At 63.1% G+C, this 22,904-nt stretch carries 23 protein-coding genes and 1 pseudogene; 10 read left to right on the top strand and 14 right to left on the bottom strand.

The features are described from left to right. Nucleotides 1-794, top strand: a 794-nt coding sequence (locus tag QZY07_RS16045; RefSeq protein WP_295404854.1) for a cytochrome b/b6 domain-containing protein, incomplete at its 5' end; no start/stop codon positions are given. Nucleotides 795-1,110: 316 nt separating this feature from the next. Here QZY07_RS16045 and fur read toward each other — a convergent pair. Then, nucleotides 1,111-1,527 (bottom strand): ferric iron uptake transcriptional regulator, encoded by a 417-nt coding sequence (gene fur / locus QZY07_RS16040; protein ID WP_295404851.1) that lies wholly within the window; start codon nucleotides 1,525-1,527, stop codon nucleotides 1,111-1,113. A gap of 136 nt (nucleotides 1,528-1,663) precedes the next feature. On the opposite strand from fur, the gene QZY07_RS16035 reads away from it, so the two are divergent. Next, entirely contained in the window at nucleotides 1,664-2,155 is a 492-nt protein-coding gene (locus tag QZY07_RS16035) for an outer membrane protein assembly factor BamE (protein WP_295404848.1), read from the top strand. A gap of 44 nt (nucleotides 2,156-2,199) precedes the next feature. Here the strand turns inward: QZY07_RS16035 and QZY07_RS16030 are convergent, their stop codons facing one another. The 10 genes and pseudogenes from QZY07_RS16030 to QZY07_RS15990 all read right to left on the bottom strand — a co-directional run bounded on the left by QZY07_RS16030 (nucleotide 2,200) and on the right by QZY07_RS15990 (nucleotide 9,274). Next, on the bottom strand, nucleotides 2,200-2,451 hold the full coding sequence (locus tag QZY07_RS16030) for an RnfH family protein (RefSeq protein WP_363184346.1): 252 nt from the start codon (nucleotides 2,449-2,451) through the stop codon (nucleotides 2,200-2,202). Between the two features lies 1 nt (nucleotide 2,452). After that, nucleotides 2,453-2,521: pseudogene (locus QZY07_RS27500) on the bottom strand (RnfH family protein); the annotation flags it as partial. Further along, on the bottom strand, nucleotides 2,511-2,945 hold the full coding sequence (locus tag QZY07_RS16025; protein WP_295404845.1) for a type II toxin-antitoxin system RatA family toxin: 435 nt from the start codon (nucleotides 2,943-2,945) through the stop codon (nucleotides 2,511-2,513). The gene QZY07_RS16025 and the pseudogene QZY07_RS27500, both read right to left, overlap by 11 nt. Before the next feature lie 2 nt (nucleotides 2,946-2,947). Continuing rightward, the gene (locus QZY07_RS16020; RefSeq protein WP_295404842.1) at nucleotides 2,948-3,190 is read right to left on the bottom strand and encodes a hypothetical protein; all 243 of its coding nucleotides are present in this window, start codon (nucleotides 3,188-3,190) and stop codon (nucleotides 2,948-2,950) included. A gap of 50 nt (nucleotides 3,191-3,240) precedes the next feature. Next, on the bottom strand, nucleotides 3,241-4,575 hold the full coding sequence (gene glmM / locus QZY07_RS16015; RefSeq protein WP_295404839.1) for a phosphoglucosamine mutase: 1,335 nt from the start codon (nucleotides 4,573-4,575) through the stop codon (nucleotides 3,241-3,243). Nucleotides 4,576-4,579: 4 nt separating this feature from the next. Beyond that, nucleotides 4,580-6,496 (bottom strand): ATP-dependent zinc metalloprotease FtsH, encoded by a 1,917-nt coding sequence (ftsH, locus tag QZY07_RS16010; RefSeq protein WP_295404836.1) that lies wholly within the window; start codon nucleotides 6,494-6,496, stop codon nucleotides 4,580-4,582. A gap of 83 nt (nucleotides 6,497-6,579) precedes the next feature. Beyond that, a complete protein-coding gene (gene rlmE, locus QZY07_RS16005; RefSeq protein ID WP_295404833.1) occupies nucleotides 6,580-7,215 on the bottom strand; it encodes a 23S rRNA (uridine(2552)-2'-O)-methyltransferase RlmE in 636 nt (211 codons plus the stop codon). An 85-nt stretch (nucleotides 7,216-7,300) separates the two neighbouring features. Further along, on the bottom strand, nucleotides 7,301-8,152 hold the full coding sequence (locus QZY07_RS16000; RefSeq protein WP_295404831.1) for a hypothetical protein: 852 nt from the start codon (nucleotides 8,150-8,152) through the stop codon (nucleotides 7,301-7,303). A 151-nt stretch (nucleotides 8,153-8,303) separates the two neighbouring features. Next, nucleotides 8,304-8,666 carry a high-potential iron-sulfur protein gene (locus QZY07_RS15995; RefSeq protein WP_295404828.1) on the bottom strand — a complete coding sequence of 121 codons (363 nt, stop codon included), beginning with the start codon at nucleotides 8,664-8,666 and terminating at the stop codon, nucleotides 8,304-8,306. A gap of 134 nt (nucleotides 8,667-8,800) precedes the next feature. Beyond that, nucleotides 8,801-9,274 carry a C40 family peptidase gene (locus QZY07_RS15990; RefSeq protein ID WP_295404825.1) on the bottom strand — a complete coding sequence of 158 codons (474 nt, stop codon included), beginning with the start codon at nucleotides 9,272-9,274 and terminating at the stop codon, nucleotides 8,801-8,803. A gap of 249 nt (nucleotides 9,275-9,523) precedes the next feature. On the opposite strand from QZY07_RS15990, the gene trxB reads away from it, so the two are divergent. The 5 genes from trxB (at nucleotide 9,524) to infA (ending at nucleotide 13,986) form a co-directional block, all read left to right on the top strand. Further along, on the top strand, nucleotides 9,524-10,489 hold the full coding sequence (trxB, locus tag QZY07_RS15985; RefSeq protein ID WP_295404822.1) for a thioredoxin-disulfide reductase: 966 nt from the start codon (nucleotides 9,524-9,526) through the stop codon (nucleotides 10,487-10,489). A 400-nt stretch (nucleotides 10,490-10,889) separates the two neighbouring features. Beyond that, nucleotides 10,890-12,029 carry a GNAT family N-acetyltransferase gene (locus QZY07_RS15980; RefSeq protein WP_295404819.1) on the top strand — a complete coding sequence of 380 codons (1,140 nt, stop codon included), beginning with the start codon at nucleotides 10,890-10,892 and terminating at the stop codon, nucleotides 12,027-12,029. Continuing rightward, nucleotides 12,026-12,793, top strand: coding sequence for a leucyl/phenylalanyl-tRNA--protein transferase (gene aat, locus QZY07_RS15975; protein ID WP_295404816.1), 768 nt, complete (start codon nucleotides 12,026-12,028; stop codon nucleotides 12,791-12,793). Before QZY07_RS15980 ends, aat begins: the two co-directional genes overlap by 4 nt. Further along, a complete protein-coding gene (locus QZY07_RS15970) occupies nucleotides 12,790-13,596 on the top strand; it encodes an arginyltransferase (protein ID WP_295404813.1) in 807 nt (268 codons plus the stop codon). Before aat ends, QZY07_RS15970 begins: the two co-directional genes overlap by 4 nt. 171 nt (nucleotides 13,597-13,767) lie before the next feature. Continuing rightward, on the top strand, nucleotides 13,768-13,986 hold the full coding sequence (infA, locus tag QZY07_RS15965; RefSeq protein WP_007193303.1) for a translation initiation factor IF-1: 219 nt from the start codon (nucleotides 13,768-13,770) through the stop codon (nucleotides 13,984-13,986). 171 nt (nucleotides 13,987-14,157) lie between these two features. Here infA and QZY07_RS15960 read toward each other — a convergent pair whose 3' ends face one another. Next, nucleotides 14,158-15,240, bottom strand: coding sequence for an adenylate/guanylate cyclase domain-containing protein (locus QZY07_RS15960; RefSeq protein ID WP_295404804.1), 1,083 nt, complete (start codon nucleotides 15,238-15,240; stop codon nucleotides 14,158-14,160). Between the two features lie 136 nt (nucleotides 15,241-15,376). Here QZY07_RS15960 and QZY07_RS15955 point away from each other — a divergent pair, with 136 nt between their 5' ends. From QZY07_RS15955 to QZY07_RS15945, 3 genes are all read left to right on the top strand, one after another. Next, complete coding sequence (locus QZY07_RS15955) at nucleotides 15,377-15,805, top strand: hypothetical protein (protein ID WP_295404801.1); 429 nt, start codon at nucleotides 15,377-15,379, stop codon at nucleotides 15,803-15,805. Between the two features lie 240 nt (nucleotides 15,806-16,045). Continuing rightward, nucleotides 16,046-16,582 carry a YbaN family protein gene (locus QZY07_RS15950; RefSeq protein ID WP_295404799.1) on the top strand — a complete coding sequence of 179 codons (537 nt, stop codon included), beginning with the start codon at nucleotides 16,046-16,048 and terminating at the stop codon, nucleotides 16,580-16,582. Next, nucleotides 16,557-17,381: a CbiX/SirB N-terminal domain-containing protein gene (locus QZY07_RS15945; protein WP_295404796.1), complete on the top strand. Its 825-nt coding sequence runs from the start codon at nucleotides 16,557-16,559 to the stop codon at nucleotides 17,379-17,381. The genes QZY07_RS15950 and QZY07_RS15945 overlap by 26 nt, the downstream gene beginning before the upstream one ends. A gap of 44 nt (nucleotides 17,382-17,425) precedes the next feature. Here the strand turns inward: QZY07_RS15945 and QZY07_RS15940 are convergent, their stop codons facing one another. After that, on the bottom strand, nucleotides 17,426-21,718 hold the full coding sequence (locus QZY07_RS15940; RefSeq protein WP_295404793.1) for a hypothetical protein: 4,293 nt from the start codon (nucleotides 21,716-21,718) through the stop codon (nucleotides 17,426-17,428). A 121-nt stretch (nucleotides 21,719-21,839) separates the two neighbouring features. After that, nucleotides 21,840-22,904 (bottom strand): helix-hairpin-helix domain-containing protein (locus tag QZY07_RS15935; protein ID WP_295404790.1); only part of this gene is annotated, 1,065 nt, incomplete at its 5' end.

Below are 22,904 nucleotides of genomic sequence, written 5' to 3'. Positions count from 1 at the left end.
TTCGACGCTCGATCCGAGGATCTTCCAAGGAGGTGAAATGCTCAAGAATGCTTGCTGACATGAGAAACTCCAATCGTCGTTTCTCGCTAGCATCCGTCAACTACCCGAAAAACGGAATGTTTAAACGCGCTCGCCCTGGGATGATGATGAGGAGCGACGACCCGTTTATCATGTCTCGAGCCGGTTCGCTGACGAGCCGATCTCTGTCGCCACTTGACACTTCTTTTTTTCACGAGGAGACAACCTTGACGATTCAACGCTATACCTTACTGCAACGGCTGCTCCACTGGCTGATCGCCCTGATGGTCTTTGGCCTGCTCGCCGCCGGGTTCACCTTCTGGAGCCTGGGTTATGAAGGCCTTGTGGGCCTGTTCGGCGAGGAACTGACCAATATGCTGTACAAAATCCATAAGACCTTCGGCATCCTGCTGCTCCTGCTGATGATTGCGCGCATCGCGCTGCGGCGCGTCTCGCCGGCGCCGCCCTATGACCCGCCGCTCAGTGGCGTCGAGCGTATGGTCGGCGGCGGCATCCACCTGCTGCTCTATGTGTTATTGATCGGACTGCCGATCGGCGGCTGGCTCGCGACCGCGGCCTCGGGTTATCCCATCCAGTTCTTCGACCTGACCCTGCTGGGAATCATCGGCGAGAATAAGGAACTGGGCGCAACCCTGTTCCTCTATCACGGTATCGGCGGCCTGGTCGTGCTCGGACTGGTGCTGGTGCACACCGCCGCCGGCCTTAAGCATTGGCGCCTGAAAGATGGAATCATGACCCGGATCAGCCTGCCCTGATCCAGGCATTGGCCACACGGCCATTCAATGAAGCCGTTCGTGGCGAGTCCTGAGCCCGTCGCAGGATCGAACCACGAACGGATGCATGGTCACCACGCACGCGGATATGCGCTTTTCCGGAAATCACCGAAGTTGTTATTTTTAAATCCTGTCAATCCTGTCCATTTGCTGATGGCGGCGATTTCGGTCCCCGCCAGGCTCCCCACCGACACGGGCGCCAGCCGATCGTCATTGGCGCGATCCGCGCGGTGTAACGCGAGCGCAGCAGCGCCACGGCATCCTTCAGGGGTTGTCAGCGACGCAATATCAACTCAAATCAGCGCGCGTTCTGGCACCCGGCGCAGAGACCATAGACGACCAGCGAGTGATCCTCGATCCGAAAACCATGCTCGGCCGCAATGGCGATCTGCCGATCCTCGATCAGAGAATCGACGAACTCCACGATCTTGCCGCATTTAATGCAAACCAAGTGGTCGTGATGACTGCCGCTGTTGAGCTCGAAGACCGATTGTCCGCCCTCGAAATGGCGACGGCACACCAGCCCCGCGCCTTCGAACTGGGTCAGGACGCGATAGACGGTGGCCAGCCCGATCTCTTCGTCCTGACTCAGGAGTTCCTTGTAGACATCCTCCGCGCTCAGATGCCGCTTTCCGCTGTGTTCGAGAATCCCCAAAATCTTGACCCGAGGCGCCGTCACCTTGAGACCGGCCTGTTTGATCTGCTGATTTTCCAATGCTTGTTCCCCGCCGTGCGCTGGAGTGACCAGGATTGCTCGAATCGAACCTGGATTGACATGCGGCGCCCCGTGATCGGGAGTCGACGCTGCTGTATGATGAGGCGGTTTAGCGCAAACTCACCCTTAGAGCAAGATGCGAAAGATTTTCAGTTTCCCCATGATCGGCTGTCTGGTTCTGCTCGCCGCCTCCGGTTGCGCGCGGGATCGGAAACCGGAAGAGACCCGTGCGTCACTCCTGGAAGACCTGCCATTCGTCTATAAGATGACAGTGCAGCAGGGCAATATCCTCACCGAGGAGATGGTCGACAGCCTGGAGCTTGGCATGACCCGGCGTCAGGTGAGCTTCCTGCTTGGCACCCCGCTGCTGGCGGACTTTTTCCACGGCGATCGCTGGGACTACGCCTACACCATCCAGCGCGGCCACCAGCCCATGGAAAAGCGTTTTCTCACGCTGTACTTCCAGGACGATGCGCTCGCGCGTATCGAGGGCGACATTCGGCCGGATGCCAAGCGAGGCGAGTCACGCGAAGCAAAAGAAATTGTGGTTTCGGTTCCGGATTACCAGGAACGCAAAGGGTTGCTGACGAGAGGTTTACAAACCATTGGACTCGAACCCAAGGAGTGATCTGCGTCCGCATGGGCCAGCTGCGCTGATGGATCGGTCAGGCATCATCCGACTTGCTCCGCGTCATTGATGGCGCTGTCGATCTTTCTGGGCGTGTCGCTTGCGCGCTTTCTTCGGGTCCGCGAGATCAAGGGACGGTAGATTTCGACCTGATCGCCGTCTTCCAGCAGTTGATCGAGTTTGATCTGCCGGCCGAAGATCCCGACCTTGTTGACCGCCAGATCGATCTCGGGAAACCGCGCCAGGTACCCCGGATTGCTTGATCGCTTCCCGAACAGTGACGCCGGCCCGGACATCGAGAGGACACAGGATCTGATCGTCGTCCCCGACATAGGCCACGGAGACATGCAGATAATCAGTCGCCATAGACCTCATCGGCGCGCTTGCAGAAGGCATCCACCAGCGAGTTGGCGATCTGGCTGAAGACGGCCCCGAACGCCTTGTCGATCAGGCGTCCCGAAAATTCGAAATCCAGCTCCAGTTCCACCTTCGAGGCATCCTCGCGCAGCGGGATGAAATTCCAGCCGCCCACCAGTTTCCGGAAGGGGCCATCGAGCAGATCGATATCCATGCGCCGATCCCGATCAAACCGATTGCAGGTACTGAAGGTCTGATGAATCCCCATTCGGGCCACCTCGATCCGCCCGCAGATCCGATCCTCGGACTCGGAAATCACCTGGGTGCTCTGACACCAGGGCAAAAACTTCGGATAGGATCCCACGTCATACACAAGATCGAACATCTGCGATGCCGAGTGCGACACTAAGGCGCTTTTTCTAACGATAGCCACAGCTAATCCAAACCAATCAGCTTCAGAAGGCCGATGGCATTCAAGAGGACGATAGCCACGCCAATGGGGGCGACATAGCGGATCGGCAAGCGCCACAGGCGATAGCCGATGCCGTCGCCCATGCGAAGCTCGTCGGTGAAGGAAGACCTTGCCAGCATCCAGCCGGCAAAGATGACGATCAGCACGCCGCCGAGCGGCAGCAACACATTAGCCGCGACGAATTCGCACAAGTCCATGAAGCCCATCCCGAGGCTCAGACTGAAATGGAGGTCGTCGCGGTCACCTGAATCTCCCGCTAGAGAGCGATCTGTTCGCGCACGGCAGCGGCCAACCGCTCGGCAAGACGGCTGACCTGATCGCCGTCCACGCCCTCGACCATGACCCGCACCAGCGGCTCGGTGCCAGAAGGCCGTAACAGCACTCGCCCGCGTCCTGCGAGTTCGCACTCGGCGGTGGCGAGCGCATCCTGAATCGCCGGCAGTCCGACGATGTCGCGCCGCTCGTCGAGCCGCACGTTAAGCAGGACTTGCGGATAGCGGTCGACCTCGGCGCCCAGTTCGTCAATGCTGGCATCGAGTCGCTGGAGCGCGGCGAGCACCTGGAGCGCCGCCACGATGCCATCCCCGGTACTGGTGCGATCACGACAGATGATGTGCCCCGAAGGTTCGCCGCCGAGAATGCCATCCGTGAGTTTGAGCTGTTCCATGATATAGCGGTCACCGACCCTGGTCCGCGCAAAACCGATGCCCAGTCGCTGCAGGGCATGCTCGAACCCGAGATTGCTCATCAGGGTTCCCACGACCTCGCCGCGCATGGTCCCCGCCACCTGCCGGGACTTCGCGATGATATAGAGAAGTTGGTCGCCATCGAGCAGATGGCCCCTGGAATCGCACATCAGGACGCGATCGCCGTCGCCGTCGAAGGCGATCCCCAGCGTGGCCCCTTGCTCGACCACGGCCCTGCACAGTGCCTCGGGTTTGGTGGAACCCACCTCGCGGTTGATGTTGAATCCATCGGGTTCGGTGCCGAGACGCACGACCTGGGCGCCAAGCTCCTCGAAGACATAGGGGGCGGTGTTATAGGTCGCTCCGTTGGCGCAATCGACCACGATTTTATAATCGCGGAAGTCCATCGACGCTGGAATCGTGCCCTTGCAGAACTCGATATAGCGCCCGTTCGCGTCCTCCACCCGCTGAACCTTGCCCAACTCGCTCGACGCGACGGTGCGCAGCGGTTTGTCGAGTTCGGCCTCGATGGCTAGTTCGACCTCGTCCGGCAATTTATCGCCATCGGCCGAGAAGAATTTGATTCCGTTATCCTGATACGGATTGTGCGAGGCGGTGATGACGATGCCGGCGGAGGCCCGAAAGGTCCGGGTCAGATAGGCCACGCCGGGCGTCGTCATGGGTCCGAGCAGTCGGATGCTCACGCCCGCCGCCACCAGACCCGCCTCCAGGGCCGACTCGAACATATAGCCGGAGATCCGGGTGTCCTTGCCGATCAGAATCTTGCCGCGTCCATTCCCGAGCACGCGCCCGGCGGCCCAGCCCAGCTTTAACACGAAATCCGGGGTGATATACCCCTCGCCGACCCGCCCGCGAATGCCATCGGTGCCAAAATAGTGACGCATGGACTCAATGTTCCTCCGCTGGCCGACCGACCGGTCCTTCCGCCATAGCGCTGGCGACCGCCGGCGCTCCGCCATGACGCTCGGCCGGGCGCGCCGGTTCGTCATCCTCCCAATCCTTGGGCGGACGCGGCGTGCGGCCTTCCATGATGTCGTCGATCTGCGCCGCGTCGATGGTCTCGTACTTCATGAGCGCGTCCACCATGGCGTGGAGTTTGTCCATGTTCTCGATGAGGATCGTCCTGGCGCGCTCGTAGTTGCGCTCGACCAGATGACGGATTTCCTCGTCGATCAGATGCGTGGTCTCGTCCGAAACGCTCTTGTGCTGCGTGATCGAATGGCCGAGAAAGACTTCCTGTTGCTCGTCGCTGTAGGTGAGCGGACCCAGTTTGTCCGACAGACCCCACTTGGTCACCATGTTGCGCGCAATCTCGGTGGCGCGATGGATGTCGTTTTGCGCGCCCGTGGTGACGCTCTCGGCGCCATAGACCAGTTCTTCCGCCAGACGCCCGCCGAAGAGGCTGGAAATACTGCTCTCCAGACGCTGTTTGCTGTAACTGAAACGATCCTCCTCGGGCAGAAAGAGCGTCACGCCCAAGGCGCGACCGCGCGGGATGATGCTGACCTTGTGCACCGGATCGTGAGCCGGCACCAGACGACCGACGATGACATGGCCGGACTCGTGAACGGCGGTGAGCCGTTTTTCGTCCTCGGTCATGACCATGGAGCGGCGTTCCGCGCCCATCATGATCTTGTCCTTGGCCTTCTCCAGATCGTCCATCTCGACCAGCTTCTTGTTGGAGCGTGCCGCGAACAACGCCGCCTCGTTGATGAGGTTCGCGAGATCCGCGCCGGAAAATCCCGGAGTGCCGCGGGCCAGGATCGACGCCTTGACATCCTCGGCGGCCGGAATCTTGCGCATATGGACTTTCAGGATCTGCTCGCGACCGCGCACATCGGGCAGCGGCACCACCACCTGACGGTCGAAACGACCGGGGCGCAGCAGGGCCGGATCGAGCACGTCGGGGCGGTTGGTCGCCGCGATCACGATCACGCCCTCGTTGCCCTCGAAGCCGTCCATCTCCACCAGCAACTGGTTCAGCGTCTGCTCGCGCTCGTCGTGTCCGCCGCCCAGCCCGGCGCCACGGTGACGCCCGACCGCGTCGATCTCATCGATGAAGATGATGCAGGGCGCGTGCTTCTTGGCCTGCTCGAACATGTCGCGCACGCGCGAGGCGCCCACGCCGACGAACATCTCCACGAAGTCGGAGCCCGAGATGTTAAAGAAGGGTACCTTGGCCTCACCGGCGATGGCGCGCGCCAGCAGGGTCTTGCCGGTCCCCGGCGGGCCAACCATCAGCACGCCCTTGGGGATCTTGCCGCCGAGCTTCTGGAATTTGGTCGGATCGCGCAGGAAGTCGACCATCTCGACGACCTCATCCTTGGCTTCATCGGCGCCAGCCACATCCTGGAAGGTCACCTTGACCTGATCCTCGGAAAGCAGTCGCGCCCGGCTTTTGCCGAAGGACATGGCGCCCCGCCCGCCCGCCCCGCCCTGCATCTGGCGCATGAAGACAATCCAGATACCGATCAGGATCAGCAACGGGAACCAGTTGATCAAAATCTGCATCAGCACCGACTGCTTCTCGGGCGGCGCGGCCTTGATGACGACATTGTTGTTCAGCAGATCGCCCACCAGCCCGTCGTCGCCGGGGCTGTAGGTCGTGAAGCGCTGACCGGAGGCATTGACGCCCTCGATGCGCCGACCCTGAATGATCACTTCCTTGACCGAGCCTGCCTTCACATGCTCGATGAAATCCGAATAGTTCAGGTTACGAGGGATCGCTTGCGTGGTGGTGAAATTATTGAACACGGACATCAGCACAATGGCGATGACCACCCAAAGCAGTAAATTTTTCGCCATGTCACTCACGGCATCTGACCCCTGATGATGGTGTATCGGTACAATCGTGCCGAATTCATGCGGTGGAAACTAGCACCGACGGCTCACGGATGAAAGCTTTTCGCCACAAAACCTTTCGCGACCAGATAGATTTCGCGACTCTCCGGCCTGGACGATTGCGGCTTGCGACTCGCGACCCGGCGAAAACTCCGGCGCAGTTCGAGCAGATAGGCATCGAAACCCTCGCCCTGGAAGACTTTGACCACCAGCGAGCCACCTGGTTTCAGACACTCGCGCGCCAGTTCCAATGCCAGCTCCAATAGATACATGACGCGCGACTGATCGGTCACGACGGTTCCCGTGATATTGGGAGCCATATCCGAAAGCACCAGGTCGAGCGGTTCCGCGCCGATCGCCTCGCGCAGTTGCGACAGAACCGCGTCCTCGCGGAAATCGCCTTGCAAAAACGCCACGCCATCCAGCGCCTCCATCGGCAGCAGATCGAGCGCGATCACTTGTCCTTTCGGACCGACCAGACGGCTAGCGATCTGCGACCAACTGCCCGGCGCGGCGCCCAGGTCAAGCACCCGCGTCCCCGGCGTCAGGATCCGGTCCTTCTCCTGGATCTCCAGCAGCTTATAGGCGGCACGGGAACGATAGCCGTCGCGCTGGGATCGCTTGACATAGGGATCGCTGTGATGACGGTCGAGCCAGCGTCGACTGGATTTGCTTTTGGTCATGAAACCGCATCCCGCCAATCGCCGCGAGTAATCGCAAGGTCAGAAGTGTTGGAAACGCTGTATTTCGTGCTGGACACGGGTTGAATCAAAGGTCGTCGACCCAGGAAAACCGAAAGATCTGGAGCAGAATGCCCGCGATGCCGCCGCCAAACAGCCCCCCCAGAACCGCTTGCGGAATCTGCTGATGCATGCCGAGACTGGCCGCCTGCCACCAGAGTTCAGGATCGATATTCGTCAGCGGACCGCTCACCATCCAGACGCTGCCCGCGGCAACGCCGGCGAGAATCGCCATGATCGCGGCCTCGACCAGATTGCAGGGAAAAGCGGTCTGACAAAACCGATGCGTCAGCGCCACCCAGCGCCTGAGGCTCGCGACGTACAGCACGCCATTGATGCTCACCAGGAAGGCCAGCACGACAAAAAGCGAGAAAGGCGCCGCGTGGAAAGGCTCGGCAAGCGCCAGAATCGTGCCCCCGACCGCCCCGGCGGCCAACCCGGCCAATGCCTTGGAGGCGACGTTCATGGAGCAGCGCGTGGGGAAGCGCACGATCAGCCCGACGGTGGCGGCGATCGCGGCGGCGCCCAGCGCGGCATAGACGAAGGCCGACGGCCCGGTCAGCACGATCAGCAGAATCACTCCGACGGCGGCGCCGATCGCGGAACTGATGAGCGAGAGTTCGCGCGCCCCGTAGAGGACGGCAGTCACCGCGCCGGTCACCGCGGCGGCGATCGCATAGGTGGATCCGCCAAACCCCAGCTCTTTCAATAATGCCGAGAGCCCCGCGAAAAGCGGCGCATAGATCATCCCATGCAGGCTCCAGATGATGCCGCGAATAAAGGCAAGCCGTAACCGGGAAGCCGCATTCGGACGCGGGAGATCCAGGCTCGCGGAAGCGGCCGGACTGCCAGGATTCGGGGGGTCGGAAGAAATAGCCATAGCCTTAATCTTGAACGATGCAGCAAACAAAAACCGGTTGCCTGCCTGATGAACCGGCCAAACCCTGGCTGCAAACGCCAGAGTGCAATAACGAAAAACGGGGCACGGGGCCCCGTCTTTGAACTCGCCTGGAAGAGCGAGTCGATCAGGATCAACCGGCCTTCAGGGTCCAGGAAGAACACCAGCCATTGACGTTGATCAGCTTGCCGGGGAAGAGCGAGCAGCCTTTCCAATCGCCCTCGCCCTGGTCGGCCAGCATGAACTGGCAGGTCGCGCAACGCTGCTCTGCAGCCGGAGCGCCGGGACGGGCGGCGGCGACACGCTCGGACTTGGTCGCATCCTGGTTGTACTTCAGGGCAACCGCGGTCGGGTCATCGGCGGCGACCGCGTTCGCAGGCGCGGAAGCGCGAGCGGTGCCGAAACCGACCAGGTTGATCATGGGGATGGCTGCGGCGGTACCCAGCATCACTTTGACGGCGTCGCGACGGCTCTTGCTGACTGGCTTATCGGACATTGATGTCACTCCTACTCAGTTAGGTACGGTTGTAGTGATCTCGACACTCCCGGCCTGTCGCCGGAAGCCGCCCAACATTGTGCTACAGGAAATCGAAAAAGGCGAGCCGCAAGCCCGAAGATTCGGCGTTGACCTCAGTTGAGATAGGTGCCCGCACCGAGATAGCGAGTCGTCCAATAAGGCGTATTCAAACGATCCACCCGGACCTGATGACGCGAGGTCGAGGCATGCACGAAGCGCTCCTTGTCGACCATCAACCCGACATGGTAAACGCCCGGCCCAGTGTTGAAGAAGACCATGTCGCCCGGACCCGGACGACCCAGCCTGACCGGTTTCGAGGCCCGATGCTGCTCCACGGCAACCCGTGGGATCGAGACGCCGGCGACGTGATGGGCGTACTGGGTCAGGCCGCTACAATCGAAGCCCGAGGCGGGCGACGATCCCCCGTAAAGGTAAGGGGTGCCGATCTGCGACAATCCGGCCATCACCACCTCGGCACGACGCCCGCTCACATCCTTGTCGTCCACCCGTGATGCGCAGCCCGACAGGCCGGCGAGAACCAGAATCCAGATCCACAGGCTCGTGCTCCGCGCAAGACACTTCTTCATAAATCACACTCGATTCCTGTCGCAATCTTCTGTATTTCTAGTTTTAGTCCGCGATGACGGTGTCTGTCAATGCCGCCGGGCAAATCCTTTTCCGATGCGCCGGGCAGCGCACGCTTTACGCCATTTCCGCCAGCCAGTACAGTTGCTGCCTTCAAATCAGGCAGGCGCGCGGCACCGCAACAATTTTTTTGACGCCGGGCGTCCGCGACAACCGTCAACCGCCCGCCACGCGATATCGGAGTCCATTGCATGAGCGAAACCAAACACAGCCGGCTCCTGATCCTGGGATCGGGACCCGCCGGTTATACCGCCGCGGTCTACGCGGCCCGCGCCAATCTCAACCCGGTCCTGGTCACCGGCCTGGAGCAAGGCGGGCAGTTGATGACCACCACCGACGTCGACAACTGGGCCGGCGATCCGGATGGCGTGCAGGGGCATGAACTCATGGAACGGATGCGCCGGCATGCCGAGCGGTTCGGGACCGAGATCCTGTTCGACCACATCAACGCGGCCGATCTCGTCGAGCGCCCCTTCCGTCTCACCGGCGATTCGGCGGTCTATACCTGCGACGCGCTGATCGTCGCGACCGGCGCCAGCGCCATGTATCTCGGCCTGCCCTCCGAGGAGGAATTCCGCGGACGCGGCGTCTCCGCCTGCGCCACCTGCGACGGCTTCTTCTACCGCAACCAAAAAGTCGCCGTCATTGGCGGCGGGAACACCGCCGTCGAGGAGGCGCTGTATCTCTCGAACATCGCCTCCGAGGTCACTCTGGTGCACCGCCGCGACGCACTGCGCGCCGAGAAGATTCTCCAGCGGCAGCTCTTCGAAAAAGCCGATAAGGGCAACATCAAGCTCGCCTGGAACCAGACGCTCGACGAAATTCTGGGCGACGCGACCGGCGTGACTGGAATCCGCATCAAGAGCACGCTGGACGGAACGACCCAGGATATCGACCTGCAGGGCGTCTTCATCGCCATCGGCCACAAACCGAACACCCAGATCTTCGCGGGCCAGCTCGACATGGCGGGCGGCTATATCAAGGTCCAAAGCGGCACCCAGGGCAACGCGACCGCGACCTCGGTGCCCGGCGTTTTCGCCGCCGGCGATGTGATGGATCCGATTTACCGTCAGGCCATTACGTCCGCCGGCACCGGCTGCATGGCAGCCCTGGACGCCGAGAAGTTTCTGGATGCCATGGCGGTGGGCGGGGTTTAGGCGATTTCCGGGGAAGTTTCTACCGTAATCAACGCTTCAAATGGACAGGATTCACAGGATTTTTCAAGATTGACAGGATTGAAAATAATGACTTTTATCCTGTCCATCCTGCGAGATCCTGTTAATCCTGTCGATTAAGAGCCTCTCGGTGGGTCGATTGTTTTCAGGAAATCACCTTAATCGGCGCGTGAAGCCGTTCATGGTTCGAGGGCCTCACCACGAACGGCTTCAGGGGCATCACGAAGGGCGCAGGGGCATCACGAGCGGCTCCAGGGAGACACCACGGCTCCACACAGTTAATGCCCTTGCCCTTGCCCTTGCCTCTTGAGACACTCGATCGCGTCGCAATCTACTGACTGACAACTTTGCCCCGCCCCTTCAGCCAACCGACACCGCCGCGATGTACAAGGTCACAACCCATTCCGCCATCGCGGAAATTCCCGCCGAGCAATGGAATCGTCTCGTCGATCCGGATACTCCCTTTCTGCGGCATGAGTTTCTCTCCGCCCTGGAGCGTCACGGCTGCGTCGGCGAGCGGTTCGGCTGGCTGCCCCATCACCTGGCACTACGCGATCGGGACGGGCGGCTGCTGGCGGTCGCGCCCTGTTATCTGAAGTTCAATTCCTATGGCGAATTCGTCTTCGACTGGGCCTGGGCCGATGCCTACCAGCGTCATGGACGGAACTATTACCCAAAGCTCGTCGTCGCCTCGCCCTATACCCCGGCGACCGGTCCGCGGCTGTTGACCGGCGCCACGCCCGAGCGTCGCGCACACGCCCAGGCGCTCATTCAGGGCGCGGTGCGGATGGCCGAACGGATGGGCGTGTCCTCGCTGCATTGGCTCTTTACCGTCGCCGACGAGACCGATTGGCTGGAGGATCAGGGACTGATGCGGCGGGTCGGCTGTCAATTTCACTGGCAGAATCGCGGATACGACTCCTTCGAGTCGTTGCTCGTCGCCTTCACGGCGGCGAAGCGGAAAAAGATCCACCGCGAGCGTCGCCGCGTGGCGGAAAGCGGCGTGCACATCCGACGGCTGACCGGCGACGCGGTCACCGAGGCCGAATGGGCGATCTTCCACCAGCTTTACCGCGACACCTTCGACAAACGCGGCGGCATCCCGACCCTGACGCTCCCGTTCTTTCTGGACATCGGCGAGACCATGGGACAGCATGTGCTGCTCGTGCTGGCCGAGCATGGCGGGGAGATTGTCGCCGCCGCGTTCAATCTGATCGGCACTCGGTCGCTCTATGGCCGCCACTGGGGCTGCTTCCAGGACTTCCATAGCCTGCATTTCGAGGCGTGTTACTATCAGGGGCTGGAGTATTGCATCGACCGCGGACTGGCGCGCTTCGAGCCGGGCGCCCAAGGCGAACATAAAGTCAGCCGGGGGTTTTTACCCACGCCGACCTGGTCCGCCCATTGGATCGCCGACCCGGGATTCCGCGCCGCCATCGCCCATTTTCTCGACCAGGAGACCCGCGGGATGGATGCGTATCTGGCGGACATGCACACCCACAGCCCCTATCGCAACCGATGATCGCCTTACTCGACCCCCAGGATCGGAACGCGTTTCCCGAGATCAGCCACGCCCTTCGCGAACCCAATGGTCTGCTGGCGGTCGGCGGCGACCTGACCCCGGCGCGACTCCAGAATGCCTACCGGCGCGGGATCTTTCCCTGGTTTAACCCAGGCGATCCCATTCTCTGGTGGTCGCCCGATCCGCGCACGGTCCTGTTTCCAAGGCAGCTGCGGATCTCGCGCAGCCTGGCAAAACGGCTGCGTCGACGACCCTTTACCGTCACGCTCGACCGTGCTTTCAATCGCGTGATACGCGGCTGCGCCGCGCCCCGCGATCTCCAGGGCGGCACCTGGCTGATCCCCGAGATGATCGCCGCCTATGAGGCTCTGCACCGGCGCGGCCTTGCCCACTCGGTGGAGGTCTGGCAGGGCCGGGACTTGGCCGGCGGGCTGTATGGCGTCGCCATCGGGCGCGCATTCTTCGGCGAATCCATGTTCAGCCGCATCACGGATGCCTCCAAGGTCGCACTGGTGCATCTCTGTCAACAGCTTGAAAGCTGGAACTTCGGCCTTGTCGACTGTCAGATGCGAACCGACCACCTGATACGCATGGGTGCCATCGAAATGCCGCGCGCCGAGTTCCTCAATCTGCTGAATCGCTTCTGCCCGCTTCCCGGGCGCAACTTTAGTTGGGATGATGACCGCAGGGAGGACGGCGTCGCTCCCTTGCCTGACGATCCTTCATCCCCCAGCACCACGCAAGCGCACTCCGGTTTGCCATGAATCAGGCAAACCATCCCAACCGAGGCCGCCATCTGTCACTTTTCCTGACCGCTGAACACCACTGCTCTTATCTGGAAGGGGTGCAGGCGCGTACGGCCTTCGTCGATCCAACCGCTCAGATCGACCCTGACACCTATCAGCGGCTGATGGACCAGGGATTTCGGCGGAGCGGGTCTCACATCTACCGCCCCGCCTGCAGGGACTGCGCGGCCTGCGTTCCGGTCCGCATTCCGGTGAGCGAATTTCGGCCTGATCGCTCCCAGCGTCGCAACTGGAAACGCAATGCTCCGGATTTCGTGCTTGTCGATACTCCCGCGGTTTTCAACCCGGAACATTTCGACCTCTACCGGCGCTACCTGACACACCGCCATCCAGACGGCAACATGGCGGACGCTACCGGCGAGGAAAGCTATCGACGGTTTTTGGTCGAATCCTGGGGCGGAACCACGCGTTTCATCGAACTGCGGCTTGACGAAAAACTGGTCGGCGTGTCCGTCACGGATCGGCTGGAAGGAGGACTTTCCGCCGTTTACACTTTTTTTGACCCGACCATCTCCGGGCGCGCGCCGGGAACCTTCGCCGTACTGTCTCAGATCGAGATTGCAAGGCGTTTGGGCTTGCCGTACCTCTATCTTGGATATTGGATCAAGGAGAGCCAAAAAATGGCCTATAAAGAGCGTTTTCGTCCGATCGAGGCTTGGAACGGGCGCGAATGGCAGCGTTTCGCGCGGACTTGCTCATTCGACGCCGGGGAGTCGTCAATCGTCTCCAGCATGGACGGTATTGTTGAGAGGTCGGTTTAGCCTTGCATGCATCCAGGGGATCGTCACTAACGCGGTTTGGCCGCCAGAGAATTGCGATTTTTTTATCGCCGCGAACAACCCAACGTCCGTTCCAATCTTGTGGATGTGCTATAGTTCCGTCGCTTTAAGAACCGAGTTGTTCGCACTGGAAGTTCGCCTAGAAAATAACCTATGTCAAAAGACGACGTCATTCAGATGGAAGGCACGGTCACCGAGACCCTGCCGAATACCGTATTCAGGGTCGAGCTGGAAAACGGCCACACCGTGACCGCCCATATCTCCGGCAAGATGCGCAAACACTACATCCGCATCCTGACCGGCGACAAGGTCACTGTCGAACTCACGCCCTACGACCTCACCAAGGGACGCATCGTCTATCGCGCCCGCTGACTCAGGCTGACACGGATACCTCCGTTTCCTCTGCGTCACGGATCTCCCGGAATCATTGCACCCATGACCACCGCCGACAAAACTGCGTCCGGCAGGCACGCTTAACGGGAGCAACAACTTGGCTGCGTTTGCACCAACCAGCAGTGTCGCTGACGCGATTGAATCGATTCGTTATTGCCCCCAAAGCATTTGATCGACATATTGCTTGACCTTCCGATGCCCCGGCGTGTCCATCGTGGTGAATTGCAGATTGGTGCGGTAAGGCCCCTGCTCGCCACTCGCGCGCAGCACTCTGGCATAGACTTCCACCGCATGATCCACGCCTAATTCAGGCGTCAGCGACATGAGGATCTCCGAATAAGGCGGCAGGATCAGCGGCAGGTCGGCGCTCAGGCCATAATAGCCAAGATCGTTGACTTTACCGGTAAATCGCTCGGACAGGATCCGTTTAGCCTCGACCTTGCGAAAAACCACTGGGAAATCGACGATAATCCGCGGCGACTTGCGGATCTCGATTTCGGGAACGGCGAGCGGTATGGGATAAGAGACCGCCTTCAGTTCATACAGCGTGACTGGCTTCACTTTTCCCTTCACCATCACATCGTTGACCGCGCCAATCTCGATGTGGCCCCGCGCGCCGAGATAGCTCGTCTCGCTGATCAACACCTGGCCGCGAAGGCTGTAGCCTTCGATCCGCGCCGCGAGATTGACCGGATCGCCAATAACCGTGTACTCGCTATAGAGTCGGGATCCAAAACTGCCGGCCATCACGTCGCCGGTGCTCACCCCGATCCCCGCGTAGAGGCTCGGCTCGCCACGTCCCTCGCTGTGCCGATTCATCTCCGCCATGGCCTGCTGCATCTCCACGGCGCAGGCCAGCGCGCGCAGCAGATCGTCGGCGCGGCGCACCGGGGCGCCAAACAGCGCCATGACCGAATCCCCCATGAACTTGTCGATCACGCCGCCGTGACGCTCGATCAGTTGCGCCATCAGACCATAAAAACGATTCAGTAGCCCGACCATGAGGTGCGATGGCAATGACTCCATCAGTGCCGTAAAACCGCGCAGATCGGCGATCAGGATCGTTGCCTCGGTCAGAGCGACCGGTTGCGACTCCAACAGAAATTCGTCGAGTTTGGTCGTCAGTTTCTGGCGCAGCATTGCGTCGAGTTGGCAACAGGACGCTGCCCCGTAGATTTCCTCGATCACTCCGACCATACCGGAGAAGAGTAATTGTCTGTCTTTGTGTTGCATGGCGCCGAATTGACTCCACCGGACGATAAATTGACAATCTTCATGGGTTTTCACCCACCGCTCGGGCAATGCTAGTCGTCAATCATGACAATCGCCAATCCAGTGGCTCCTCAATATCGCAATCGAGACAAGACTCATGGACCGTTTTACACGAAATTATAGTATCGCACTCGGCCTCGTCATCCTCGTGGCCCTGGGATTCTGGGTCAAATCCGTCTGGCAGCCGAAGGTTTGGGAACTTGACGAGATCCTGACCTCCCATCCGAGCCTCTCGACCTATCCCTATCAATTCAGAGTGCGCGCCTTCAAGGACGGCGTCGCCGTCATTTCCACGCCACGCTCGTTCGATGTCCCGGCGATCCGCTTCCTGGAGATTATCAACCCAAAGGTTGCCGGCAAAAGCCAGGACGACCCTGCCATGATCGCCGCCCAGCAGGATCTCATCGACCATCAGAAGCTCGCGATGGGGCTGATGCTGGGACAACCGGGGGTCACCAGCGTGGACTGGGAACTCGATACGCAATGGCTGGCCGATCACGGGGTTCATCGCACCACCAATCCCTGAACCAGGGATTCAGCGGTTGGCTGGTCACTCATCGAGCCAGCCCAAACGACGCTTGCCATACCGGACGCGGGTCAAACTCGCTATAGTGGCCGTCTCGAAATCCTCGCGATTTCCACGCGATCCCAGGCCCTTCCGGTCGCAAGCCGCGGTTTAGCGATGCCCCCCGTTCTCCAGTGGGGCGTCGTGCCGGTTAGTCCGGGGATCAGAGTAGCAGACACTCGCCCCCGGAGAGCCATCCGAATGCACGGCACAGCGCCAGCCAAACCTCACGCGAACGTCACGATCAGCCCACGCCGGCGCCTGATCTACAATCTCCTGGCCTGGCTGTGTTTCGGCCTCGGTTTCGTCGGCATGGTCGTCCCACTCATGCCGACGACGGTCTTCTGGATCTGCGCCGCCTGGCTGTGGCTGCGCAGCCACCCGCAACGGGTGCGCTTTCTGGTCGATCATCCTCATTTTGGCGCCTCCATTCGCGGCTTTCTCGAACACGGCGAGATCTGCCGGACCGGCAAGACCGCCGCCGTCGGCGGTATGGCGGGCAGTTATCTGATCTGGTTCGCGCTGGTTCGACCCGGCTGGGTGGCGGGTGTCGCGGTCGCGGCCATCCTCGGTTCGGTCGCGCTCTGGATCGCCACCCGCCCGGACAGCAAGCGCAAACCCCCGACGCAGGTCGCGGTCACGCTTGACCTGGGAAGCTGGACACCAGTCCAACCCGACACGAAGCCACCCGCCAATCCGCCAGGCTCGAAGCATGCGTACCATTCTGCTGATCGATAACGGTTCCCGACGGGCGGACTCCACGCTGAACCTGCGCCGACTCGCCGCGCGGCTGGCCGAGCGCGCCGGCGAACCCGTCCTTCCGGTGTCGCTACTGCACTCCGACCAGGTGCCCGCCGACCGGCTGGACGGTCGCCCGGCGGACACCCTCGCGCCCACGCTGCATCGCCTGCTCACCCAGGGCGCGCGTGACGTCGTGTTGGTGCCGCTGTTTTTCGGTCCGAGTCGTGCCCTGACCCAATTCGTGCCGGACACCGCCGCCGCCCTGACCGACGCATTCGACCCCTTTCGGCTGCGGATCGCCTCCGAACTCTGTCCGCTGCCCGACGGCGAACCGCGTCTGGCGGAGATCCTCGCCGAGCAGGTCGAACAGGCCGCCCGCGCCACGGGCCGACCGGTCACGCGGGTCGTGTTGGTCGATCACGGATCGCCCGTCCCGGAGGTGACCGCCGTGCGCCGCTGGCTGGGCGAACGCCTGGCGCAACGGCTGGGGCCAGGGGTCAGGGTCGAGCAGGCGGTGATGGAGCGGCGCGCGGGAGCGGATTACGATTTCAACGGGCCGCTTCTGGAGGATCTGCTGCGCGATTTGGCCGACGCGGATCGCGCCACCCCCGTCATCCTCGCCATGCTCTTTCTGTCGGCCGGTCGCCACGCCGGTCCAGGGGGCGATATCGCCGACATCATTGGCCGCGTCGAGTCCGAGTACAGCGGCTTCAGGATCCATCCCTCGCCGCTGGTCGGCAGTCATCCGGGCTTGATCGAGATTTTTCTGTCCCGCTTAAACGCTCTCCCATCCTGAGCGGCGGCGGCGCGCGCAATCGGCCGCGTCGGCACTGACACACTTTACTCCACGTCCAGGGTCAAAAGCTCTTTTCGATTGGAGTCGTCGCGCTCGTCGGCCCCTTTCCGGCACGCGTCCTTCGCCCGCTGACCTTCGCGCCAGAGTTGCGGGCTGGAAAACCCCGCCCAGCCCCAGCGCAGCCAGTCGAGCAGACGGAAGGCCAGCCAGAGCGCCCAGGCCAGCATCAGGGCGCGGTAGATCCACATCGGCACCGAGAACGCCCAGACCTCGGGTAGCGTCGGGCCGCCGCGATCCTGATACCAGTTCAGCAGGGTTCCGGTCGAGCCGTTGCCCATGATCTGCATCGCCGGACGCCCCAGCAGACCCTGTTGAACGGCGCCGAGCAGCCCCGCCAGCGCGGCCAGGGTGAGCAGAACCAGACCGATCTGGATCAGATTGAAGCGCCAGGCCCGGATCCCCTGAGCGAGCCGCTGGCGCAGTCCGAGCGCGAACAGCCAGCCGGCCACCAGCACCACCACCCAGACCTGCGCCAAACTGAGCCCGACGCCGAGCAGAAACCAGTCGGGTGTCCGCAAGGGGGTCAGACGACTGCGACCGAGCGCCGCCGCCAGACCCGCCAGAACCAGCAGAAGGCTCCAGAACAGCACCGCCGGGCCGATGCCGGGGCCGGTGGCGAACAGCACCCAGCGATCGTCGGGTAGGCGTAACGTGAGATTCAGGTTGACTGCCGGGCTCCCCAGATCGGGAACCGAGGGGGTAAACCCGACCCCTAGCACATGTGATTCGCGCCACGAAACCTGCATCCGCTGCGTCCCTGGAACCAGAGGCAGTTCAAGCTCGCCGCCCGCGGCCGGCAGGGGCAGATTGCGCCCATCGGCTCTGAAACGGATGGGTTCGGCGCCCTCGGGCAGACGGATGGCATGAGTTCCGCCCTGACTGCTGCGCACCCTCAGGGTTAGTTCCGCGTCGCTCCCCCGCCGCCCCGGCGCGACCTGATAATCCACCCGGTCGAAGGTCAGGGTGGATCCAGGGACGCCGAGCGGTCGGGTGACGATCAGCGTCAGGGTCTCGCCGGGCAGCGGACGCCAGCCCGGCAGCCAACGCTCGGACGTCCCCCGCTGGTGCACCGGCGGAATGCCGCGATGCTCCAGATGCCACATCGGACCGAGATCCAGATGCCAGGCATCGGCGAGGCGGGGATCCGCGCTGGCGCTCAAGGTCAGTTCGGCGATGGGATCCAGGCTGGACGTCCAGTTCAGTTCGGTCGCGCCGGGCGCCAGACCCGCGAGCACCCGCCCGCCCTCGACCTGCACGCCGGGCGTCTGGACCGACTCGCCGGGCAGCAGCGGCACCGGGAGCAGAATCGGAAATTCGGGCGTGGACAGACGCTGCACGCGGGTCTCGACCCGCCAGTCGAGCCCGATCCGCAGCCGCCGCTCGACCAGCAGCAGCGGCGGTAGGGCGTCCTGACTCAAGGGGCGATCATCCTGCGCGCCAGACTCCGAGAGCCGGATCAGCTGAAGCTGCGAGCCCGGCAGTCCCGCAGCATTCAGCCCCTCGACCCGCCAGCCGTCGGCCCGCACCTCGACCTGTCTTGGCGTCAGGGGCAGCGGCAGATCCACCTGATCGCGCGCCGGCAGCGGGCCGGTCAGCCGCAATTGACGACGTCCCGCCGCGAGCGGAACCAGCAGTTGGCCGTCGGCGTCACGAGTCAGCGAATCCAGGCGGACGCCATCGAGCTGGATGTCGGTCGGCGACCAACCGCCCGCGCCGCCCGGCACGGGCGCGGCGACCGCCGCCGCGGCATCCAGGGTCAGTTCCAGCGTCAGACGCGCGGATTCGGCATGCAGCGCGAGTCGGGGCAGTTCCAGACAATCCGGCAGACAGTCGGGCGGCGCAAGCAGTCGCGCGCGCAGTTCCTGTAACAACTCGGGAGACGGCAGGTCGCTGGCCAGCGTCGGCCCGGAGTTGACCCCCGCCCCGAGACCGAGCGCCAGTAAGAGCACCACGCCGACGCCCGACCGCCCGCGTTTCGGGACGAGACCGCCCAGGCGCAACCCGAGCAGCACCAGCAGCAGGCTTCCCAGCAGCGAGATCGCCAGATTCCAGCCCGGCGTCAGCAGCCACAGACGGGCCTGCCCGTTCTGCTCCACGGGGCCGGTCCAGGCCAGATCGAAGCGGTGCCAGCGCCAGTCCGGGATACCGGGACCGGTCTGCACCCGCGCATTGGGATCGATGATGTCCAGCGGACTGGAAGCGGACGGTGCGCTGGAGGAAAGAGAATGTTCCATTTTTCGCCGTCCCTCCCGCGCCGGTTCCATGACAGCCTCCGCCTCGTCTGCCATCCCCTGAAGCATGGGCGCCGGCTGATTGGGTTCCATGAAGGTGTCGGGAGACGCCGTCGTCAGGCCACCCGTCATCCCGCCCAGGCTCGCCCAGGGGGCGCGTTCGAGCTGAGGATAGAGTCCGTTGCGGACCTCCGAGACCAGAAACGGCAGGCCCACCAGCAGCAGCGCCAACAGGCTCAGACGGAAATACCACTGGACCAGTCCGCGCAGTCGCTGGGTTCCTGCCGGAGCCGATCCCGCCGGAGTCGGCGCGGCGGGCAGCAGTCGCAGCAGGGCGACGGCGGCGAGCAGATGCAGCCAGACCAGATGCGGCGCGCCCGGCGACTGCCAGGTCAGCGCCAGCGCCGCCAGCGCCAGCGCGCCCCAGCCCCAACCCCAGAGTCGCCCGATCCCGATCGCCAGGATCAGCACCAGGAACAGATCGAGCAGCGTCCAGCGCGCGAACCAGCTATCCGGAAGGTTATCGACGCCCGCGACCGCCAGCAGATCCCAGCCCGGCGGCAGATGCAGATGGGCCTGTGCGGCATCGAACGCCAGCGCCCAGCCCGAGACTGGAACCCGGTTGGGCGCGGCCTCCAGGCGTCCGTCCGCCACCAGATTCAGTTGGCCCCGGCGCACCTCCACGCCGAGCGCGCCGGTGTCGCCGAGACGATTGATCGGTACCGGCGTACCCGCGACCTGGACCTGCCCGAGATCCAGTCCCGCGCCAGCTTCCAGACGCCAGGTGCGGGTCAACTCGCCGCCGATCCGGTCCTGAACGCTGTACCCGGCGCCGTCGAAATCCAGCCAGAGATTCCGCTCCAGGGTCAGTCGATCCGGGGCCGGGTCCGGATCGCCGCGCCGCCGTTCGACCAGCGTCAGGGTCTCGGTCGGACCGATTCGATAGACCGGCAGGCGCGACCAATCGTCCGGGATACGGGTCTGACGGGGATCGACGAGCGGCAGCCCGGTCAACTCGACCTGACGCAGATCGGGACGCGCGGCGAAGGCCCAGACCTCCTGCTCCGGCCAGGGCGGCGGCAGACGCCCCCGCGACAACGTCGTCACCGCGCCGCTGTGATAGGTCGCCACCTCCAGCACCCAGCGCCCGGGCCGGACCTGGATCCGCAGCATGCCATCCGCCTCCAGACGCGCCGGCAGCGGACTCTGGAGCGCGAACGGCACCCCGCCCGGCAAGTGCACCGGACCCAGTCGCGCCTCGCGGGCGCGGCCCGAGACCTCCAGTTCCAGCCGGGTCAGAATCCGCAGCGGCAGATCGTCCTCGATCCGGCGCGCGACCTCCAGACGCAGCCGGTCGCCCTCCCCGTCCGTCTGGGACGCGCCCGGATCGCGCAGCCAGAGCCGCCCGCCCGGCTCCAGTCGCGGCAGCGGACGCGCCACGCCATCGAGGGTGAGCGCGAGCCATCCGGTGAGCGGCGGAACCGCCAGCGCATCCGGACGCTGTCGCCACTGGAAACGCCCGGTCAGCGCATGCTCGCCGGCCCCCAGCTTCACCGCCGGTCGCCCGTCGCGCAACACGACCGGCAGCGCGTTTCCGTCATCCCGGACATCCTGAGGCCAGGCGTCGGCGTCCCCCGGCAGCAGCGCCCAGTCCTCGGCGAAGATCCGCCAGGTTTGCGTGAACTGGCCGCCCTCGGCGGCCAGATCCAGTTCCAGACGACCGGGCCAGGCGCACAGACGTTCCTGCCCTTCGGCTCCGCTCAGGGCAAGCCCTGAGCGGGATTGAAGGGCTTGCCCTGAAGGGTGTTGAAGGGCCTGTCCCGAGCGGAGTCGAAGGAGACAGGCGCGTCGGTCGACTCCATCCGCCCCAGACTCCAGAACCCAAGGTACCCAGGGTCGCAGCGGCTCGGGAACGCTCCTAGTTCTGTCAACCGTGGTTTCGGCAGGCGCCTCGACATGAAGTTCAGAGGAGGTTTCGGATCGCGCCGACACCATCCATGTCCACAAAAACAGCCACGACAACAGAATGACGATCGGACGGGACATAGCTCTGACCTCTCTCCGGCGATCGGCTCGAAGCATCGAGCCATGAACTTTCATTCTTATTTTGTCTTGGTTCATCCTTTGAACCTGACCAGGTTCGGCGCCGTTCCGCGTCAGTCAGCGATTACCGCTTCCTGGCTTTGGCAAAGGCATCGGCCATGGTTCCACCCGTCTCTGGCGGCTGCGCGGACTTCTGCTTCTGGGTTGGCGCCGAAAAACGCTCATGCGACGCGCGCCCTGATGCCTGCTGGCGCGTGGGCGATCGTTCTCCATGACCAGACGAACGTTCGTGACGCTCCGCCGTCTTCGCGGGCCGCTCGGCGGAATCCCCCAGCCGCATGCTGAGCGCAATCCGCTTGCGCGCCAGATCGATCTCCATCACCTTGACCTTGACCAGATCGCCGGATTTGACGACCTCGTGCGGATCCTTGACGAAGCGGTCGGCCAGCACCGAGAGATGCACCAGTCCATCCTGATGGACGCCGATGTCGACAAAGGCACCGAAGTTGGTGACATTGGTCACCGTGCCTTCGAGGATCATGTCCGGCTTGAGGTCGGCGAGCGTCTCCACGCCCTCCTTGAACTGGGCGGTCTTGAACTCGGGGCGCGGATCGCGGCCCGGTTTTTCCAGTTCGGCCAGGATGTCCTGAACCGTCGGGACGCCGAACCGCTCGTCGGTGAACTGCCGGGGATCGAGCTTGCGCAGCGTGGCGCTATCGCCGATCAGCGCGCGGATGTCCTTGCCGGTGCGCTCGACGATGCGGCGCACCACCGGATAGGCTTCGGGATGGACCGCCGAGGCGTCGAGCGGCTCGTCGCTGTCCGGCACCCGCAGAAAGCCGGCGCTCAACTGAAATGCCTTGTCGCCGAACCGTGGCACGGCCATGAGTTTTTTGCGATTGGGGAAGGCGCCATGGGACTCGCGGAACTGCACGATATTTTCGGCCAGACTGCGATTGAGTCCGGACACCTGCGTCAGCAGCGGCACGGAGGCGGTATTGAGATCCACGCCGACCGCGTTGACGCAGTCCTCGACCAGGGTATCCAGCGCGCGGGCCAGGCGGCTCTGATTGACATCGTGCTGATACTGACCGACCCCGATCGCCTTGGGATCGATCTTGACCAGTTCGGCGAGCGGATCCTGTAAACGGCGGGCGATGGAGACCGCTCCGCGCAGCGAGACATCCAG

Origin of the sequence: uncultured Thiocystis sp. (assembly GCF_903866365.1) — a bacterium.
In the GTDB taxonomy this organism is placed as follows: Bacteria; Pseudomonadota; Gammaproteobacteria; order Chromatiales; family Chromatiaceae; genus Chromatium.
Note: the sequence above shows the minus strand (reverse complement) of the source record. Positions and strands in the feature narration are given on the sequence as shown.

Coding starts and splice junctions, on each gene's coding strand:
- QZY07_RS16000 (WP_295404831.1), bottom strand. CDS start 8,152: ATGGCTATTTCTTCCGACCCCCCGAATCCTGGCAGTCCGGCCGCTTCC.
- trxB (WP_295404822.1), top strand. CDS start 9,524: ATGAGCGAAACCAAACACAGCCGGCTCCTGATCCTGGGATCGGGACCC.
- QZY07_RS15960 (WP_295404804.1), bottom strand. CDS start 15,240: ATGCAACACAAAGACAGACAATTACTCTTCTCCGGTATGGTCGGAGTG.
- QZY07_RS15955 (WP_295404801.1), top strand. CDS start 15,377: ATGGACCGTTTTACACGAAATTATAGTATCGCACTCGGCCTCGTCATC.
- QZY07_RS15945 (WP_295404796.1), top strand. CDS start 16,557: ATGCGTACCATTCTGCTGATCGATAACGGTTCCCGACGGGCGGACTCC.
- rlmE (WP_295404833.1), bottom strand. CDS start 7,215: ATGACCAAAAGCAAATCCAGTCGACGCTGGCTCGACCGTCATCACAGC.
- QZY07_RS15980 (WP_295404819.1), top strand. CDS start 10,890: ATGTACAAGGTCACAACCCATTCCGCCATCGCGGAAATTCCCGCCGAG.
- QZY07_RS16035 (WP_295404848.1), top strand. CDS start 1,664: ATGCGAAAGATTTTCAGTTTCCCCATGATCGGCTGTCTGGTTCTGCTC.
- QZY07_RS15950 (WP_295404799.1), top strand. CDS start 16,046: ATGCACGGCACAGCGCCAGCCAAACCTCACGCGAACGTCACGATCAGC.
- infA (WP_007193303.1), top strand. CDS start 13,768: ATGTCAAAAGACGACGTCATTCAGATGGAAGGCACGGTCACCGAGACC.
- aat (WP_295404816.1), top strand. CDS start 12,026: ATGATCGCCTTACTCGACCCCCAGGATCGGAACGCGTTTCCCGAGATC.
- QZY07_RS15995 (WP_295404828.1), bottom strand. CDS start 8,666: ATGTCCGATAAGCCAGTCAGCAAGAGCCGTCGCGACGCCGTCAAAGTG.
- ftsH (WP_295404836.1), bottom strand. CDS start 6,496: ATGGCGAAAAATTTACTGCTTTGGGTGGTCATCGCCATTGTGCTGATG.
- QZY07_RS16020 (WP_295404842.1), bottom strand. CDS start 3,190: ATGGGCTTCATGGACTTGTGCGAATTCGTCGCGGCTAATGTGTTGCTG.
- glmM (WP_295404839.1), bottom strand. CDS start 4,575: ATGCGTCACTATTTTGGCACCGATGGCATTCGCGGGCGGGTCGGCGAG.
- QZY07_RS15940 (WP_295404793.1), bottom strand. CDS start 21,718: ATGTCCCGTCCGATCGTCATTCTGTTGTCGTGGCTGTTTTTGTGGACA.
- QZY07_RS15990 (WP_295404825.1), bottom strand. CDS start 9,274: ATGAAGAAGTGTCTTGCGCGGAGCACGAGCCTGTGGATCTGGATTCTG.
- QZY07_RS16030 (WP_363184346.1), bottom strand. CDS start 2,451: ATGTCCGGGCCGGCGTCACTGTTCGGGAAGCGATCAAGCAATCCGGGG.
- QZY07_RS15970 (WP_295404813.1), top strand. CDS start 12,790: ATGAATCAGGCAAACCATCCCAACCGAGGCCGCCATCTGTCACTTTTC.